General features: G+C 48.3%; 13 protein-coding genes. 4 read left to right on the forward strand and 9 right to left on the reverse strand.

All coding sequences use genetic code 11. The features are described 5' to 3' along the window. Window positions 1–3: 3 nt before the first annotated feature. The 6 genes from DW947_RS03180 to DW947_RS03205 all read right to left on the reverse strand — a co-directional run bounded on the left by DW947_RS03180 (window position 4) and on the right by DW947_RS03205 (window position 6,634). Window positions 4–936 (reverse strand): phosphatase PAP2 family protein, encoded by a 933-nt coding sequence (locus DW947_RS03180; protein WP_009036795.1) that lies wholly within the window; start codon window positions 934–936, stop codon window positions 4–6. After that, window positions 933–1,586 carry a CDP-alcohol phosphatidyltransferase family protein gene (locus DW947_RS03185; RefSeq protein WP_005826758.1) on the reverse strand — a complete coding sequence of 218 codons (654 nt, stop codon included), beginning with the start codon at window positions 1,584–1,586 and terminating at the stop codon, window positions 933–935. Before DW947_RS03185 ends, DW947_RS03180 begins: the two co-directional genes overlap by 4 nt. Then, window positions 1,576–2,103: a GtrA family protein gene (locus tag DW947_RS03190; RefSeq protein ID WP_005826761.1), complete on the reverse strand. Its 528-nt coding sequence runs from the start codon at window positions 2,101–2,103 to the stop codon at window positions 1,576–1,578. Before DW947_RS03190 ends, DW947_RS03185 begins: the two co-directional genes overlap by 11 nt. Beyond that, the gene (locus DW947_RS03195) at window positions 2,088–2,561 is read right to left on the reverse strand and encodes a phosphatidylglycerophosphatase A (RefSeq protein ID WP_005826764.1); all 474 of its coding nucleotides are present in this window, start codon (window positions 2,559–2,561) and stop codon (window positions 2,088–2,090) included. Before DW947_RS03195 ends, DW947_RS03190 begins: the two co-directional genes overlap by 16 nt. A gap of 138 nt (window positions 2,562–2,699) precedes the next feature. Further along, window positions 2,700–3,989, reverse strand: coding sequence for an inositol-3-phosphate synthase (locus DW947_RS03200; protein WP_005835961.1), 1,290 nt, complete (start codon window positions 3,987–3,989; stop codon window positions 2,700–2,702). 107 nt (window positions 3,990–4,096) lie between these two features. After that, window positions 4,097–6,634 (reverse strand): DUF5686 and carboxypeptidase-like regulatory domain-containing protein, encoded by a 2,538-nt coding sequence (locus DW947_RS03205; protein WP_117962589.1) that lies wholly within the window; start codon window positions 6,632–6,634, stop codon window positions 4,097–4,099. Between the two features lie 188 nt (window positions 6,635–6,822). On the opposite strand from DW947_RS03205, the gene aspT reads away from it, so the two are divergent. Both aspT and aspD read left to right on the forward strand, forming a co-directional pair. Beyond that, window positions 6,823–8,517 (forward strand): aspartate-alanine antiporter, encoded by a 1,695-nt coding sequence (gene aspT, locus DW947_RS03210; RefSeq protein ID WP_005826770.1) that lies wholly within the window; start codon window positions 6,823–6,825, stop codon window positions 8,515–8,517. Between the two features lie 276 nt (window positions 8,518–8,793). After that, the gene (gene aspD / locus DW947_RS03215) at window positions 8,794–10,428 is read left to right on the forward strand and encodes an aspartate 4-decarboxylase (protein WP_117962587.1); all 1,635 of its coding nucleotides are present in this window, start codon (window positions 8,794–8,796) and stop codon (window positions 10,426–10,428) included. 33 nt (window positions 10,429–10,461) lie between these two features. On the opposite strand, the gene DW947_RS03220 is transcribed toward aspD, so the two are convergent. The 3 genes from DW947_RS03220 to DW947_RS03230 all read right to left on the reverse strand — a co-directional run bounded on the left by DW947_RS03220 (window position 10,462) and on the right by DW947_RS03230 (window position 14,758). Next, window positions 10,462–11,775, reverse strand: coding sequence for a sensor histidine kinase (locus DW947_RS03220; protein WP_008663734.1), 1,314 nt, complete (start codon window positions 11,773–11,775; stop codon window positions 10,462–10,464). Continuing rightward, on the reverse strand, window positions 11,766–13,127 hold the full coding sequence (locus tag DW947_RS03225) for a sigma-54-dependent transcriptional regulator (protein ID WP_009036791.1): 1,362 nt from the start codon (window positions 13,125–13,127) through the stop codon (window positions 11,766–11,768). The genes DW947_RS03220 and DW947_RS03225 overlap by 10 nt, the downstream gene beginning before the upstream one ends. A gap of 143 nt (window positions 13,128–13,270) precedes the next feature. Beyond that, window positions 13,271–14,758 carry a TolC family protein gene (locus DW947_RS03230; protein WP_005826781.1) on the reverse strand — a complete coding sequence of 496 codons (1,488 nt, stop codon included), beginning with the start codon at window positions 14,756–14,758 and terminating at the stop codon, window positions 13,271–13,273. 289 nt (window positions 14,759–15,047) lie between these two features. Here DW947_RS03230 and mce point away from each other — a divergent pair, with 289 nt between their 5' ends. Continuing rightward, the gene (gene mce, locus DW947_RS03235) at window positions 15,048–15,464 is read left to right on the forward strand and encodes a methylmalonyl-CoA epimerase (RefSeq protein ID WP_009036790.1); all 417 of its coding nucleotides are present in this window, start codon (window positions 15,048–15,050) and stop codon (window positions 15,462–15,464) included. Window positions 15,465–15,522: 58 nt separating this feature from the next. Then, window positions 15,523–17,076 carry an acyl-CoA carboxylase subunit beta gene (locus DW947_RS03240; RefSeq protein WP_005826784.1) on the forward strand — a complete coding sequence of 518 codons (1,554 nt, stop codon included), beginning with the start codon at window positions 15,523–15,525 and terminating at the stop codon, window positions 17,074–17,076. Window positions 17,077–17,091: the final 15 nt, after the last annotated feature.

A 17,091-nucleotide genomic window follows, 5' to 3' on the forward strand; every position in this document is an offset into this window, starting at 1 on the left:
ACCTTATTTAATGTATCGACTGTATCTTTCAAAGAAGCGTCCGAACGCTCCCCACTTCATCAGTCCTTTCTCAAAAACAAAAATACCCAGCAATGCACAAGAGATGCCCAGCATCACATCAATCAGATAATGGTGTCCCGAATAGACAGCCGTCCACCAGATACCGACCATAATCACCGCAAACAACGCTATCAACCACTTTTTGCTGCGGTCCATAACCGCGTAAGCCAAAGCCACCACCATATAGGCGGCATGGAGCGAGGGCACTGCTGCAAATACATTGGCATTCCTTCCGTAAATGGAGTTGAAGATGGAACATCCCAGCAATTCGTCAAAGCGCCCTAAGCCTGCCACATTGCCCGGAGTGTCGAGTATCGGCTCGAAACCATAATTCATGGCATACCAGGGCGGAGCAGCGGGATGGATGTAATAGCCGGCAAAACCGATGAGATTAACCAGCAGGAACACCATCGCAAAACGAAGATATACCTTACGGTCACCCTTCAGATAGAGCCACAACCCGAATGCAATGGGAACCGGTACCCAACAGAGGTAGAATATCCCGGCAAAGAAATCGGCAACAGGACAATGGTTCAAAGCAAAATACTCACAAGGGATAAGGACAGCACCGTCTACAGACAAGCCAAAAAGGGATTTTTCTGCCTCATAAAGTCCTTTTACATCAATGGGATTCACCTGGTAATTGGGATATACGCGCATCCAGTCATACGAAATGCCGAATATGAAAAACGGCAACAGCGCCACTGCCAACTTACGGGTTATCTGTCCGGCAAAGAACAATACCAAAAATACACCCGCCATCAGGAAATGTTCCGGACGAAGCCCGATACAGACCGCTGTCAGAATCAGGAAAAACGCTGTGATGACAATCACCAGCACCGCCTCTCTCACAGAGGGAAACAAACTATTTTTCATTCCTTGTCTTTCAGTAGTTTATAGCAATGCGCCAAGCGGGCAAATGCCGTCAAATTCGCCAATATTGCAATCACTGCCATAGGCACAATCAGTATCAGCATCGGGTCGAATAAAGTACAATCACCAAAGATACCGCAGAACATGGCACCGAGGGCAGTCAGCACAACGCGTTCGGGGCGCTGCATGAAACCCACTTTACACTCCAGCCCCAAACCTTCGGCACGGGCACGCACGTAACTCACCATCAGCGAACCTATCAGCGCAATGAATGTAATGATGGAGCCCCACAAATAGCCTTGCAGCATCAGGTAATAGAAGATGCCGAACAATGTCACGAGCTCGCTGTAACGGTCGAGTACGGAGTCGTAGAGCGCACCGAAAGTAGAACTCATTTTACCCACGCGTGCCACGCGTCCGTCCATCATATCAAACAACCCGGCAAAGAGCACAATACCGCCTCCCCAGCCTACATAGGCCAGTTCACCACTCTTGTACACTCCTGCATACACAAACAAGGCAGCCGCCACGATATTCAGTACCAGCCCCGTAGTCGTAATAAAGTTAGGCGTAATGCCAATTCTAATCATACCATGCACCACAGGGTTGATAATCTTGTATATCACCTGCTGCAACCAATCTCTATAATTCATATTCGTCTTTTTTGTTCTCTAAATAATGTTTCAGAAAGCCTTTTATATTGTGATTACGATAAACGAAAAAACGTTGCAGATGGTAGTTCCAAAAAAAAGCTACCAGCACTGCTACAATTATCTTTGACAGAATAAATACATTGTCGATATAATATCCCAACAATCCATTGACCCATGTCATGCCGGTAAGCCACTCGGTCAATGCAAAAGTGCCCCAGGTATTCAGTATAATGCTGCCTCCCCAGACAAAGAGATATTTCACGGCAACATGCGTTTTCTTACAGTCTTCGGCATGGAACACCCATCCGTAATTAATGGCACAGTTTACAATGCCTCCTACCACGGAACCCGTGAATGTGGCATAAAGATAAAAAACAGCAAAAGCCTTTACCAGAAGGATAGTCACCAGAAAATCGACAAAGCTTGCGAATTGCGCAGAAATCTGGGCCTTGAAGAAGATCCAGACAGAATGGCGCCACGACACACCTTTGCCATTTGATTTCAACTGATTATCCATCTTGCCACAATCAAAATTATAAATCCGTAGACTCCAGACAGAATATCGTCCATCATTACCCCGATTCCACCCGGCAGACTTTCCATACGGCGAATGCCCAAGGGCTTGAATATATCAAACAAACGGAACAAGACAAATGCTCCCAATGCATACCATACATGTCCGGCGGGCGCCGCAAGCAAGGCAATCCACACACCGACCATTTCATCGACCACCACGCGCGAAGGGTCTTCGCCCCAAGATGCCTCCAGGCGGTTGGCAGCCCAGATACCGGCAAGTGTAAATACCAAAATCAATGCTACTGTCAGCCACAAAAGGCAGGCACTTGAAACCAGATAAGACAACCCGAACCAGATAAGCGTAGCCAGCAAAGCTCCCGCAGTGCCGGGTGCAAAAGGAGAAAAGCCCGAGCCAAAGCCCGTACCGATAATGACTGGGAGGAGGGAGGGTTTCTTCATCAAAAAAGTAATAAGGTGATAAATGCGATAAAAACGGTAAAGTGATAAATGCAATAAAGTAATAAAAGTGATAAAGTGGTAAAGTGCTATCACTCTATCACCTTACCACCTTATTTCTATCACCTTATCACTGTTTTTTTAATCCAAATAACTTGGTGCAGTTTCACCCACCATGTTGCGGAGAGTCTCTTTCACCATGCGCCATTGCTGGAACAAATCGTGTACCGGCTCATGCTCGAAATCGTGCATCGGGCTCTTGCAGAAGAAGGACAGCCACGTCTGGATGCCGCACATACCTGCACGCAATGCCAAATCACTGAAAATAACCAAGTCGAGCGCGATGGGAGCAGCAAGAATGGAGTCACGGCACAGGAAGTTAACCTTGATTTCCATCGGATAGCCCATCCAGCCGAAAATATCGATGTTGTCCCATGCTTCCTTGTTATCCTTACGAGGAGGATAGTAGTTGATGCGTACCTTATGATAAACATCACCGTACAAGTCAGGATATTTCTCCGGTTCGAAGATATTGTCGATAACAGACAGCTTGCTGACCTCTTTTGTCTTGAAGTTCTCCGGTTGGTCGAGTACCTCGCCGTCACGGTTACCCAGAATATTCGTAGAGAACCAGCCGCTTACACCCAACATACGGGTCTTGAACATCGGAGCAAGCACCGTCTTCATCAAAGTCTGGCCACTCTTGAAGTCCTTACCGGAAATGGGCACATTCATTTTCTTGGAGAATTCCCACATAGCCGGAGTATCCACACACAGATTAGGAGCACCCATAATAAACGGAGCGCCTTCTGCAATGGCAGCATATGCATAGCACATACTCGGAGAGATAACTTCAGTATTGTTTTCCTTCATTGCCTGCTCCAAAGCAGCGAGAGATTCGTGCTCTTTGGACAGCGGAATATATATTTCGGTACTTGCAGCCCACAGCACAGCAATACGCTCGCAGTTATTGGCTGCCTTGAAGTTACGGATATCCTCACGCAACTGCTCTGTCATTTCCCAGCGAGTAGCAGCCTTCTTAATATGCGTACCGTTCAAACGTTTTGCAAAATTGTGGTCGAATGCAGCAGGCATCGGCTTGATGGCTTGCAGTTCGTCTTTTACCAAATTCAAGTCTTTCTCTTTCAAAACCTCGGCATACATAGCAGCTTCGTAGGCGTTGTCCGGGAAAATGTCCCAACCGCCGAAAACGATATCATTCAAATCAGCCAAAGGCACTATGTCTTTGATAAGTTTTTCTTTGCCATCCTGCATGCGCATAGCAGCCATTTGTGTGATTGAGCCTATAGCTTTTGCCAAGCCCTTGCGAGCAGCTAATGTACCGGTAATCATGGTGGTTGCAACCGCACCACCTACTCCGACTACCAGCACGCCCAAGCGTCCGGTTGCCGGCTTAATGTTTTCTTTCATTGCCATTGTATTATTTAGAGTTTAAAAAATTGCTCAAATTTAGGGTATTTTACTCAATTGGGATTAGTCATTTTATCCGATTTAATGTCCTATTAGTAAGATTTAAGTTAAAATGTCATGTGTAGACTGATTCTGAGCCCGGATTTGTCTACATCCGGTAAATTTCGGTAAGTCAGACGCCATACATAATCGACACGCAACACCTTGAAAATATTTTCAATGCCTACACCTGCCTCTACGTATGGCGTATGTCCCATGGTGGTACTTCCAGCAGGAAAACGGAACAAATCCTGCTGAAAAGCCGGATTATTCTTATCACTCAAATTCCCATACAAGCCGCGGCAGGAAAGTACTTCACGCCATTTCAACTTTTTCAACAAAGGAATACGGTTGAAGAGCCAGCCGTTCAAGTAATAGGTCACATCCCAGGAAGCGTATTCATCGTTCATGAATTCCATGGCATTCATCAGTGAATAGGACTCGGGCTGTATGGTATAGGACAAGTTCGCGTTGGGAATGACGAGCAAAGGGAAAGGAACCTTGTTCCATACTTTCCCGGCCTTCAGGATAACGTCCGTATAACCGAATGCTGAGAACCAGAAACGCTTTTGAAAACCCGCTTCCGTATAGTGATAGGTATAGTCTCCTCCCAGTACCCCTTTGGCAGCCATGGTATGTGTAAGCGAAAAGACCGGAGCATCCAGCGAAACGGGGAAACGGTTCCATTGGGTCTGGAAGAATTTCTCGTTGGGAGCATAGCGCAGCTTCAATTCCAGTTCACTGGTCGAAATACTTTTTACATACGTATTATGGTCGTCCTGCTTGACGAAAGGAATCAGATGGGATGATTCATCTTTACGCAGACGCGTCGTCATCTGTACGGAAAAACCGGAATGGAACTCATTGGTATAGGTCAGTTCCGCCTTCCGCTGATAACCGATACGGTCATCCTTCTGACGTTTCAAAGCAAGAAAAACATTGTCCTGACTGGTATAAAGATAGTGTTGTCCATATTGATTGACATCTGACAAGTAACGGAGCTTCAACGAATGTATAGGAAATTCATTGGCATATTCCTTCTTCTTATGAAAAGAATATTCCAGTTCGGCAAGTCCTTTTACACGATGGTCGCGAAAACCGTATGCCATATACCCCCTACCGAACAGATGCGGATTGAGCCATGCCGTCGTCATACCGCCGGCACGCAAGCGCACCCCTTCCAGTGTATTTCCGCTGATGGTGGTATTCATCATACCGATATAGAACAAAGGTTCTTTTTCCTTCGGAGCGGGAATATACCCCGTGAACAGCACCTTCAACACTTTCTCCGTCCAGAAATAAACGGGATAGCTGCGCAACTGGGCCATCATCTTGTCCACCGAAGTTTCTTTCTTGCTGACTTCCACCTGGCGGTTGGCATCCCAATATGCTTCCGAATAGCCGGAAGCCGATGTCTCTTCAATCACCTTTTCCGGTTTTCGGAAAGCCTGCAGAGCCTTGTCATCCGGTTCATACTGATAATTTCTGTAATACACATCCCGCTTGGCATAAATACCGTCACTATTGTCCACCAACTTGAACTCCGTAGTGATACTCTCATTGAGCAACTGCCTCGTACCGTCCTCCGCGCGGTCAAAATTCTGTTCAATCTTCATGTAGTCCACAAAGTTCAGATTTATTTTCTGAGGAAAGTTCATGACGGTACGCTTTACAAAATAGGTACTGTCCAGCATGACGTATAAATGTCCCGTAAAACCGAACGACTCGGAGTTGAAAGGGACAAATGTCAAGTCAACACAAGGCTTTCCGGCAACGGTAAGCGTATCCATCAGATAATATTTGTAGAAAGACGGCCCAAGGGAGGAAAGCGGACTGACAAACTTATTGGTGAACAAGGTGATGTTGTTCTCATAAAGGTCTACATCGGTCATGGTGACACTGATAGCCTGCTCCATACCCTGCTGGGAAAGCATTTCGTCCACTCCTGCCTGCCTGCGGGCGGTGACCCACTGTTTCCGGCTATGCGGAGACTTGCGGTAATAGTCTGTGGCAAGCAACTCACGGTTGGAGATGGCCAGTACCGGCCTGCCGGTAACGGCAGAGGTATCGACATAATCCGTCAGAAACTTGAACTTACGGTAAAGCCACTTCTGTTGCTTCAAGCTGTCGAAGTTATTGATGGCAAAAGTCATCTTTTCATAGCGGTCACGTTTCCAGAAGTCGCGTTCGTCGGGCGAGTAGTCATCCCGATGCTCTATCATCTTGCGTACAAACTCCACTGCGGGATTATCCTTTTTCTTATACCGTTCACGTTTCGGCTTCACCACCACCTCATCCAGTGCATAAGTGGCTGGCGAAAGGGCAATATTGAACTTAGAAGACTTTGCAGGATGAATCAGCCGGACATATTCATTATATCCCACGGCCGAAATGACCAGCGTGGCCTCCGGGCGATAGGTCTTGAAGGAAAAACGGCCGTTATTGTCCGTCATCCCTCCCTCCGTAGTTCCTTTCAGATAAACTGACGTATAAGGCAACGGCTCCTTCGTCAACGAATCGGTGACAACGCCTTGCACCATATATTGTGCTCTCAATGGAAGAGTAACCAGCTGGATAAGCAGAAATACCCTAAAAAACAACTTCATACCTTGTTTTACCTAATTTGGATGGCAAAGGTACGGAAGAAAACTTTTTCTTAAAGTTCGGTTTTACGGAATAAATGTTCTAAAAAACTCCTTTTGTACAAAACACTTCCCGTTAAAAGCCGTTGTATAGCGAAACGACGCTCCAGAAAGCATCGGAACAACCAATATATAACCTAAACAACTTGATTATGGAATGGATTTTCAACCAGCTCAGGGAACGCCCCGAACTTGCCATTTTCCTCACTATATTCCTGGGATTCTGGCTGGGGAAACTGCGTATCGGTAAGTTTACGCTGGGCACAGTGACCAGTGTACTGCTTGTAGGCGTACTGGTAGGGCAACTGAATATAGCCGTACCGGGTCCGATAAAGTCGGTATTTTTTCTGCTTTTCCTTTTTGCCGTGGGCTATAAAGTGGGTCCCCAGTTCTTCCGCGGACTGAAAAAGGACGGATTGCCCCAAGTGGGCTTTGCCGTACTGATGTGTGTATCCGTACTGTTAGTGACCTGGCTGCTGGCCCTGATGATGGGCTACAATGCCGGTGAAGCTGCCGGACTGCTGGCCGGTTCGCAAACCATCTCCGCCGTCATCGGAGTGGCAGAAGACACCATGGCCAATATGGGACTGGACGAGGCCCAACGACAAAGTTACGTCAACATCATTCCCGTATCCTACGCCGTCACCTACATTTTCGGTACGGCAGGCTCGGCATGGGTCCTATCATCCATTGGTCCCAAGATGCTAGGCGGGCTGGAAAAGGTGAAAGCCGCCTGCAAGGAACTGGAGGCGAAGATGGGCAGCTCTCTGGCTGACGAACCGGGATTCATGCCGGCGGCACGCCCCGTCACTTTCCGTGCCTACCGGGTCGAAAACGAATGGTTCAAGAATGGAAAGCGGGTGATTGACCTGGAAGTCTACTTCCGGCAGCACGACAAACGTCTATTTGTGGAACGCCTCCGCAAATCCGGAGTTGTGGTGGAAGTCAGCATGAACATACAGATAGAGCCGGGAGACGAAGTAGTGCTAAGCGGACGCCGCGAATACATCATAGGCGAAGAAAGCTGGATAGGGCCGGAAGTACAAGATGCCCAGCTCCTGGATTTTCCTGCCGAAAAGTTACCGGTTACAATCACACGCAAGACGGTTGCCGGCAAGACGGTTGCAGTTATCCGAAGGGAAAAGTTCATGCACGGTGTCAGTATCCGGAGCATCAAGCGCGCCGGAATATCCATTCCCGTGCTGGCACAAACGGTAGTAGATGCCGGCGACGTCATCGAAGTGGTAGGTACCAGGCAGGAAGTGGAAGCAGCAGCCAAACGTCTGGGGTATATAGACCGCCCTACCAACCAGACGGACATGATATTCGTAGGCCTGGGTATCCTTGTCGGAGGTTTGTTCGGAGCACTTTCCGTCCATATCGGCGGCATCCCCATCAGCTTGAGCACAAGCGGCGGCGCATTGATTGCCGGCTTGTTCTTCGGCTGGCTCCGCAGTAAGCACCCCACCTTCGGGCGCATTCCCGAACCTTCGCAATGGGTGTTGAACAATGTCGGTCTGAACATGTTCATCGCGGTAGTGGGCATTTCGGCAGGTCCCAGTTTCGTGCAGGGCTTCCACGACGTAGGTATCAGCCTGTTCCTGGTGGGAGCAGCCGCCACCACCCTGCCGCTGATTATCGGCTTGCTGCTGGCAAGGTATGTTTTCAAGTTCCATCCGGCACTGGCTTTGGGCGTCTGCGCGGGGGCACGTACCACTACGGCCGCTTTAGGCGCGGTGCAGGATGCCGTTGAGAGTGAGACACCTGCTCTGGGATACACCGTGACCTATGCCGTGGGCAATACCTTATTAATAATATGGGGTGTAGTCATCGTTTTGCTAATATAAGACGATTCTGTACCAATGCTTACTAATCCGGAGCATTCAAAGAATTATTGCCGGAAATGCAAGCGACTATATACCCATTCACTAATAGCTATTCGTCCGACAGCTGTCGGACGATAATTCAACAGTTGTCGGACGATGATTCAACAACTGTCGGACGAAAAGGAAACATATATCGGACGATTAATTTCAAGCAAGGAAAGAAATAGTATACCGCATGAACAGAGATTATTCGCCGAATGACTGAAAACAATAAATAACGAACCTAAACTTGAGCTTATGGATACAAAACTTTTAGAAAAGAAAATGGAATCTATCAGTCCTTTCGAACTGAAGAACCGCCTGATAGACATGGCAGACGAGAGTCTGAAGAAAACCGCCCGTACCATGCTGAACGCAGGGCGCGGCAACCCCAACTGGATTGCAACCGCTCCACGCGAAGCCTTCTTCCTATTGGGAAGCTTCGGCCTGGAAGAGTGCCGCCGCATCATGGATTTGCCCGAGGGCATTGCAGGCATCCCCGAAAAAAAAGGCATTGCCTCCCGCTTCGAAGCCTTCCTGAAAAAGAACAATAACGTACCGGGCGCCAAATTGCTGGAACAAACCTACAACTACCTGCTGATGCAGCATGCCGCCGACCCCGACAGCCTTGTACACGAATGGGCCGAAAGCATTGTAGGCGATCAGTATCCCGTGCCCGACCGCATCCTTCATTTTACGGAAATCCTTGTGCAAGATTACCTTTCGCAAGAGATGTGCGACAACCGTCCTCCCCGGGGTGCCTATGACCTGTTTGCCACCGAAGGTGGAACAGCCGCCATGTGCTACATCTTCGACTCCCTGCAGGAAAACTTCCTGCTGAACAAAGGGGACGGCATCGTCCTCATGGTTCCTGCCTTTACCCCCTATATTGAAATCCCACAACTCAGCCGCTACCAGTTTCGAGTGACCAAAATACATGCCAACCGCATGAATAACGAAGGGATGCACCTCTGGCAGTACAGCGACGAAGACATAGACCGCTTGAAAAGCCCTAAAATCAAGGCCCTCTTTGTCACCAATCCCAGTAATCCGCCCAGCTACACACTCAGTCCGGATACAATGGCGCGCATCGTGAGCATCGTCAGGAATGACAACCCTAATCTGATGATTATTACAGACGACGTATACGGTACATTCAGTCCACACTTCCGTTCGTTCATGGCAGAAATTCCCTACAATACGCTTTGCGTCTATTCATTCTCCAAATACTTCGGTGCCACCGGATGGCGCAATGCGGTCATTGCCCTGCACGAATTCAACCTGTTCGACAAGCTGATAGCCAAACTGCCGAAAGAGAAACGGGAGATTCTGCACCACCGCTACTCCACCCTCACTCTGGAACCTGAAAAACTGAAGTTTATCGACCGTATGGTTGCCGACAGCCGTCAGGTGGCACTGAACCATACCGCCGGACTGTCATTGCCACAACAGATGCAGATGGGCCTTTTCGCCGCCTTTGCCCTGCTGGACAAGGAAAACAAATACAAGCAAAAGATGCAGGAGATTATCCGCCGCCGATTGCATGCCCTTTGGGAGAATACCGGTTTCACGCTGACGGAAGACCCGTTGCGCGTAGGTTATTATACAGAAATCGACATGCTGGTTTGGGCAAAGAAGTTCTATGGGGACGACTTTGTAGAATATCTGAAACGTACCTACAGCCCGCTGAACGTAGTCTTCCGCCTTGCCAAAGAAACCTCTCTGGTGCTGCTGAACGGCGGTGGTTTTGACGGCCCCGAATGGAGCGTACGCGCCTCACTCGCCAATCTGGACGAGAAAGACTATGCAACCATCGGCCAAGGCATCAAAAAGATACTGGAGGAGTATGCAAAAGAATTCTTTAAAAATGGAAAGGCGAAAGGTAAAAATTGAAAATTGAAAGGTGAAAGGTAAAACTTTCAAATTTTAATTAAATAGTATACGGAAGCGGGTCAATCCATCGCTGTAGGTACGCAGGGAGAACGTGCAACCATGACGGCTCAAAACTTCCCGGATAAACACCAGGCCAATTCCCTGCCCGTTCGGCTTGGTGGAAAAGAAGGGGCTGAAGAGTTTAGCTTCGGTCTCTTTACTTATCCCCGGACCATTGTCAACGACTTCGACAGAAGCGGGGGCAGTGGTCCTTACTATTATCTCACCTTGCTGTCCGTTTTCTCCGGCGTCCCCCTCTATACTTTCGGCGGCATTCTTGATGATATTCACAAGCACCTGCTCAAAAAGAGAAGCATCCATACGCACCATTCCCACCTCCGGGTCGCATTCCAGACGTAGCTCTATATTGCGGTCATTGCACATTCCTTCCATGAAACGCTTGCACATGGACACCAACTCATTCAGTTGGACGGGTGCCAGGGTAGGTTCAGGTATCTTTACCACATCTGCAAAACGGGTAATGAAACGGCTCATCGAGAAACAACGCTCCGTACAGACGCGCATCACGTCGCAGATGTCCTCCATATCATCTTCTGTAGAAAGTGCCTGCTCCACTGTATCGAGTGTGGAAGTGATGCCCGCAGTGGTATTGTTCACTTCATGAGCTATCATGCGGATTACCTTTTCATAGGCACGCTTCTCGGCACGCATCACTTCTTCCGTCATACGCTCTATCAAGAAAAAAGGATGTTTGAACCCTCTGTCAATAAAAGAAGAATGGGTGCATTTATAAATATTCGCATCATTGAGACGGACCACCGCCGTCTCGTCTTTGGGAATAGACGAAAGTTCGGCAGCCAACGGGGAGTCCATCTGGTCCAGCCGTTTTGTCATCGCCTCCTCCATACGGACACCGAGCATCTTTACCGCCATCGGATTCAGTTGCGACACTTCATCGTCCATTGTCAGGATAATAACCCCCATTGGAGATGCCTGAATCAACAAATCCAAGAAGTGATTCTGCTCGCGCATGCGCAACCGTTCATTCTTGAGCTGCTCCATCATTCGGTTAAAGATATTCACAATGCGGTCTGCCTCGTACTGCCCTACCCGGCTGAGACGACTACTGAAATCCTGCTCGCGCAGCAACTCCATACCGCTGCCTATGGTGTTCATCGGCTTCACTATCTTATTATAGAATACTATCAGATAGATAAGGATAAACCCGATGAGCCCCTCCAATACGTACAGATACAAAGAAGGCTTTCCACTCAGCAGATATACCAGCATTCCACCCAGACCGAGCAGAAAAAGGACGAGTATGAAGAAAAAGAATTTTATGCGCACGGGACTTGAATATTATATTTTTCCAAACGTCTGTAAAGCGCAGCGCGGCTGATGCCTAATGACACTGCCACTTGACTGAGATTCCCTTTATGCTGTTCCAACGCCTGCAAGATAGTCTGCCGCTCTATTTCATCCAAGGTCATACCTGCAAAAGAAGTACCTTCGGCAGCTTTGGCCGGTTCGTCGTGACGCAGATATTGGGCATCGAAATCCGTGGCATCCAGCACCGGCTTGCCGCTGACCAGAATGGTACGCTCCACCAGATTCTTCAACTCACGAATGTTGCCCGGATAAGGCAGGCGGGAAAGGAAATTCAGAGCGTCGGCCGAGAAATCCGTACGCGGCAAGCCGTTCACCTCTGCCTGACGGTCGGCAAAGTGACGTGCCAGCAAAGGAATATCTTCACGGCGCTCCCGCAAGGAGGGCAGTTTTACGGTAATCAGGTTGATACGGTAAAAAAGGTCTTCACGGAAAGTACGTTCGGACACCATCTTGCGGAGGTCTGCATTAGTGGCGGACACAACGCGTACATCGACTTTGCGGGGACGGCTATCGCCCAGCACTTCGAATGTCTGGTCTTGAAGCACGCGCAGCAGTTTCACCTGGCAGGAAGGGTCGAGGTCACCAATCTCGTCGAGGAAGATAGTACCTTTATTTGCCATTTCAAAACGCCCTATACGGTCGGCGCTGGCATCGGTAAACGCCCCTTTCTTATGGCCGAACATCTCGCTCTCGAACAAGCTCTGCGAGATGCCACCAAGGTTCACCTTGACAAAGGGCTGCTTCACGCGTTGGCTGTTGATATGGATGGCTTCGGCAATCAGCTCCTTGCCCGTTCCGCTTTCGCCCGTAATCAGCACCGAAGCATTGGTACGGGCTATGCGAGCCACTGTGTTCAGCACTTCCATCAGCCCTTTGGACTTACCTATAATATGGCTGCGATTCAATGCGGTAGTCTGCTCTTCCGGCACCTCTTTCGGGGCGGCCGTAAGCTCAAGGGCCGTCTCGATGCGCTGCAAAAGAGCAGCATTGTTCCAAGGCTTGGTTATGAAATCGAATGCGCCGGCCTGCATACCCTGCACGGCAAGCTGGATACTTCCCCATGCCGTCATCAAAATAACGGGCACATCGGGACGGAACACCTTTACCTGCTTCAATAAGGTAAGTCCCTCTTCTCCGGTAGTGGAAAGAGTGAAGTTCATATCCATCAAAATCAAGGCGGGAGCTTCGGCCCTAACTATGTCCATAGCTTCGCGAGGACTTGGAGCCGTTTTCACCTCATATCCGGCACGCTTCAGCATAAAGCTGAGGGAAGAGCGCACAGCACTATCGTCGTCTATTATCAGTATCATAAAAATTGTAGTTTGTTTCCCGCAAAAATAAGTAAAAAAGCAGAGTTATGAATGATAAGTTATAAGTTATTCACCTATAATATCGCATATACGGTACTTTTACCGGCAAATAATTCATAACTTATCACTTGCAACCCGTCGACTTATCCTCTTACCACCTCTTCAAAATCAGCTTCCAATTCCGTATCGCGTTCAAAATCCCAAAGGGTCAAGCTGCGGAGCTGATAGAAGTAATACCAATAGTAGTACAGCTCTGAAATATGCTTTTGACGGGCTTCGTCTTTAGAGTTCTGTGCATCGTTCAGGTCCAGGGTGCTGATTTTACCTATCATAAAGGTCTCTACACTGGTCTTGTAACGCTTCTCAGCAATGACATCCGCCTCTTCGGCTATGTCCAGCTGTTGCGCCTGGTTGTTGAAGTTAGCCACCAGCAAAAAGATGTCCTGGTTAAAGTCCATCTGTTCCTGACGGATTCTGGACAAGACCACTTCACGGTTGCTCTTTGCCACCCTTACCTTGCCGCGGCGCTTGCCCCAGTCAAGGATAGGAATCTTGACGCCTACCTGCACAATCTGATTATCAAGCAAGTCCCGGTAGGCTGAAGAGAATTCATGGTTCTGCCCCGTATAGCCCACACTGGCAAAGAGGTCGATGCTGCGCAAGTTTCCGCGTGCCGTTGCCACTTCATAATCAGCTTCGAGCTGGCGGCGGCGAATGTTCTGTGCAAAGGAGTTGCGTTCCAGTGCCTTGTTCAGCACACGGTCATACTCCATCTTTATATCGGGAACAGTGGCGGGCAACACCGGATTCAGGCTTTCCTGCTCGGACACCCCGAGGAAAGAACGGAGCTGGAACATTTTTGCATTCAGGTTGCTCTCTGCCTCAGTCACGTCGGCCTTGCCCTGCAATGAATTCAGTTTAAGCTGCAACAAATCATTCTCGGATATCTGTCCCATTTTACGTTTGGCTATGGCCACTTCATAAAGGCGGTCGGCATTCGTCTTGTTCTGCATGGCGGTAGCGAGCGATTCTTTGGCCAGCAGCAACTCAAAGAAATAAGTGATGGTTTTCATCGTCACCTCTTCCGTAGCTGAAATGAACTCGGCCTTTGCCTCGGCATAGCGTACGGGCTCTATACGGCGGTTCCACTTCAAGGTATTCACTCCGAAGACCGGTTGCGTCAACTCCAGACTCACGGGGACTGACATGAACTGCTTCGCTCCTCCGGAACCCAGTTGTTTGAGATAATCCAGCGAAGAAGTCAGTGACAGCTTACCCCCCGTAAACCAAATGTTCTGGTCTACCGAAAGCTGTCCGGACAGCCCCAGTGTATTGTTGCGAACAAAGCTATAGGAGCCGTCGGAATTCTGGTAGGTACTGTAGGACTTGTTATAGTTGGGTAGTGTACCGGTGAAATTCACTTCCGGCAACAAGTCCGCACGGAATGTACGGTATTCCCAATACGCGGTTTTCAATTCATTCAATGCCACAGCAGCATCCACAGACTGCGTACGGGCCAGTACAATGGCCTCCGACAGCGTAATATTGCGTTCATGTCCCAAAGTATCATTCTGCGCCATGGTTGCCAACGGCATCAAAAAACAAACTGCAAGTAAAATATTCTTTTTCATGTTCAATCTTTAAAATTGTCGCAAACAGAAAAGCAAAGAGTGTGCCAAGTGGCCGGAAAGGTTTCATAGAGGGGTAAGTGTTCATTTTCGGACAGTGGGGATGTCCGTTAGCGGACGATATCAAGAAAACAACCGGTCTCTATCTAAAGTCTGAAAAAATCCTTCTAAAGTTCAATTAACCATTAATTAATTGATGAAAAATTTCTTTATTAAGGAAGAATTCTCTTTCTTTGTGCTGCTTTATACCTTTATTAAAAAGGATACAATACTAACATTAATTTATATAGTTATGAAGATTTCACACATTGAGCATCTGGGCATTGCCGTTAAGAGCATTGAAGAAGCCCTTCCGTACTACGAAAACGTTTTAGGTTTGAAATGCTACAACATCGAAACCGTGGAAGATCAGAAAGTTAGAACCGCTTTCCTGAAAGTGGGCGATGTAAAGATCGAATTGTTGGAACCTACTTCTCCCGAAAGCACAATTGCCAAGTTCATCGAAAAGAACAACGGTAACGGTGGCATGCATCATCTCGCATTCGCCGTTGAAGACGGAGTGGCCGGTGCGCTTGCCGAAGTCGAAGAAAAAGGTATCCGCCTTATAGACAAAGCTCCCCGCAAAGGTGCAGAAGGTCTGAACATTGCATTCCTGCATCCGAAGTCAACTCTCGGTGTCCTGACCGAGCTTTGCGAGAAACCGGAATAAGCAAGACTGTAAAATCATCAAATCATAAATTGTATAAACACTTAAAGAATATAAATTCATGAGTAATCAACTTGAAAAGATTAAAGAGCTTATAGACCGCCGCGCTGCAGCACGTCTCGGTGGTGGTGAAAAAGCGATTGCAAAGCAACACGAGAAGGGTAAATATACAGCTCGCGAGCGCATAGCCATGCTTCTCGACGAAGGCAGTTTCGAAGAAATGGACATGTTCGTAGAACATAGATGCACCAACTTCGGCATGGAAAAGAAACACTACCCCGGTGACGGTGTAGTAACCGGTTGCGGTACAATCGAAGGCCGTCTGGTTTATATCTTCGCACAGGACTTCACAGTTTCTGCCGGTTCACTGTCCGAAACCATGTCTCTGAAAATCTGTAAGATTATGGACCAAGCCATGAAAATGGGTGCTCCGTGTATCGGTATCAACGACTCGGGCGGTGCACGTATTCAGGAAGGTATTAATGCCTTGGCTGGCTACGCTGAAATCTTCCAACGTAACATACTTGCTTCGGGTGTCATTCCGCAGATTTCCGGTATTTTCGGTCCTTGTGCCGGTGGCGCCGTTTACTCTCCTGCCTTGACAGACTTTACTTTGATGATGGAAGGTACATCCTACATGTTCCTTACCGGTCCGAAGGTAGTAAAGACTGTAACCGGAGAAGACGTAAGCCAGGAAAACCTGGGTGGTGCGAGCGTTCACTCCACCAAATCTGGTGTTACTCATTTTACTGCACAGACAGAAGAAGAAGGTTTGGCTCTTATCCGCAAACTGTTGAGCTACATTCCCCAGAACAACCTGGAAGAAGCTCCCTATGTAGACTGTACAGACCCTATCGACCGTCTGGAAGATTCCCTGAACGACATCATTCCTGATAACCCGAACAAGCCGTACGATATGTACGAGGTAATTGGTGCTATCATAGATAATGGTGAGTTCCTCGAAATCCAAAAAGATTATTCAAAGAATATCATTATTGGTTTCGCACGTTTCAACGGACAGTCCGTAGGTATTGTTGCCAACCAGCCGAAGTATCTGGCAGGTGTGCTCGACAGCAACGCATCCCGCAAGGGCGCACGCTTCGTCCGTTTCTGCGACGCCTTCAATATTCCTATCGTATCATTGGTAGACGTACCGGGATTCCTTCCGGGAACCGGCCAGGAGTACAACGGCGTCATCCTGCACGGTGCCAAACTGCTGTATGCATACGGTGAAGCTACTGTACCCAAGGTTACCATCACACTGCGTAAATCCTACGGTGGTTCGCACATCGTGATGAGCTGTAAGCAGCTGCGTGGCGACATGAATTATGCTTGGCCTACTGCTGAAATCGCTGTAATGGGTGGTGCAGGTGCTGTAGAAGTATTATATGCCCGCGAAGCCAAAGAGCAGGAAAATCCGGCTCAATTCCTGGCTGAAAAAGAGGCTGAATACACCAAGTTGTTTGCCAATCCTTATAATGCAGCTAAATATGGCTACATTGATGATGTTATCGAACCGCGTAACACACGTTTCCGCATCATTCGTGCCCTGCAACAGTTGCAAACCAAGAAATTGACTAACCCGGCTAAGAAGCATGGTAATATTCCCTTGTAATCAAGCTTTTCACAC

It is taken from the genome of Bacteroides sp. AM44-19, assembly GCF_003603395.1.
GTDB classification, from domain to species: Bacteria; Bacteroidota; Bacteroidia; order Bacteroidales; family Bacteroidaceae; genus Bacteroides; species Bacteroides uniformis.

What these genes read in the sequence shown, in the direction of transcription:
- mce (WP_009036790.1), top strand. Translation starts at nt 15,048, where the DNA reads ATGAAGATTTCACACATTGAGCATCTGGGCATTGCCGTTAAGAGCATT.
- DW947_RS03205 (WP_117962589.1), bottom strand. Translation starts at nt 6,634, where the DNA reads ATGAAGTTGTTTTTTAGGGTATTTCTGCTTATCCAGCTGGTTACTCTT.
- DW947_RS03200 (WP_005835961.1), bottom strand. Translation starts at nt 3,989, where the DNA reads ATGAAAGAAAACATTAAGCCGGCAACCGGACGCTTGGGCGTGCTGGTA.
- aspD (WP_117962587.1), top strand. Translation starts at nt 8,794, where the DNA reads ATGGATACAAAACTTTTAGAAAAGAAAATGGAATCTATCAGTCCTTTC.
- DW947_RS03185 (WP_005826758.1), bottom strand. Translation starts at nt 1,586, where the DNA reads ATGAATTATAGAGATTGGTTGCAGCAGGTGATATACAAGATTATCAAC.
- DW947_RS03190 (WP_005826761.1), bottom strand. Translation starts at nt 2,103, where the DNA reads ATGGATAATCAGTTGAAATCAAATGGCAAAGGTGTGTCGTGGCGCCAT.
- DW947_RS03225 (WP_009036791.1), bottom strand. Translation starts at nt 13,127, where the DNA reads ATGATACTGATAATAGACGACGATAGTGCTGTGCGCTCTTCCCTCAGC.
- DW947_RS03180 (WP_009036795.1), bottom strand. Translation starts at nt 936, where the DNA reads ATGAAAAATAGTTTGTTTCCCTCTGTGAGAGAGGCGGTGCTGGTGATT.
- DW947_RS03230 (WP_005826781.1), bottom strand. Translation starts at nt 14,758, where the DNA reads ATGAAAAAGAATATTTTACTTGCAGTTTGTTTTTTGATGCCGTTGGCA.
- aspT (WP_005826770.1), top strand. Translation starts at nt 6,823, where the DNA reads ATGGAATGGATTTTCAACCAGCTCAGGGAACGCCCCGAACTTGCCATT.
- DW947_RS03240 (WP_005826784.1), top strand. Translation starts at nt 15,523, where the DNA reads ATGAGTAATCAACTTGAAAAGATTAAAGAGCTTATAGACCGCCGCGCT.
- DW947_RS03195 (WP_005826764.1), bottom strand. Translation starts at nt 2,561, where the DNA reads ATGAAGAAACCCTCCCTCCTCCCAGTCATTATCGGTACGGGCTTTGGC.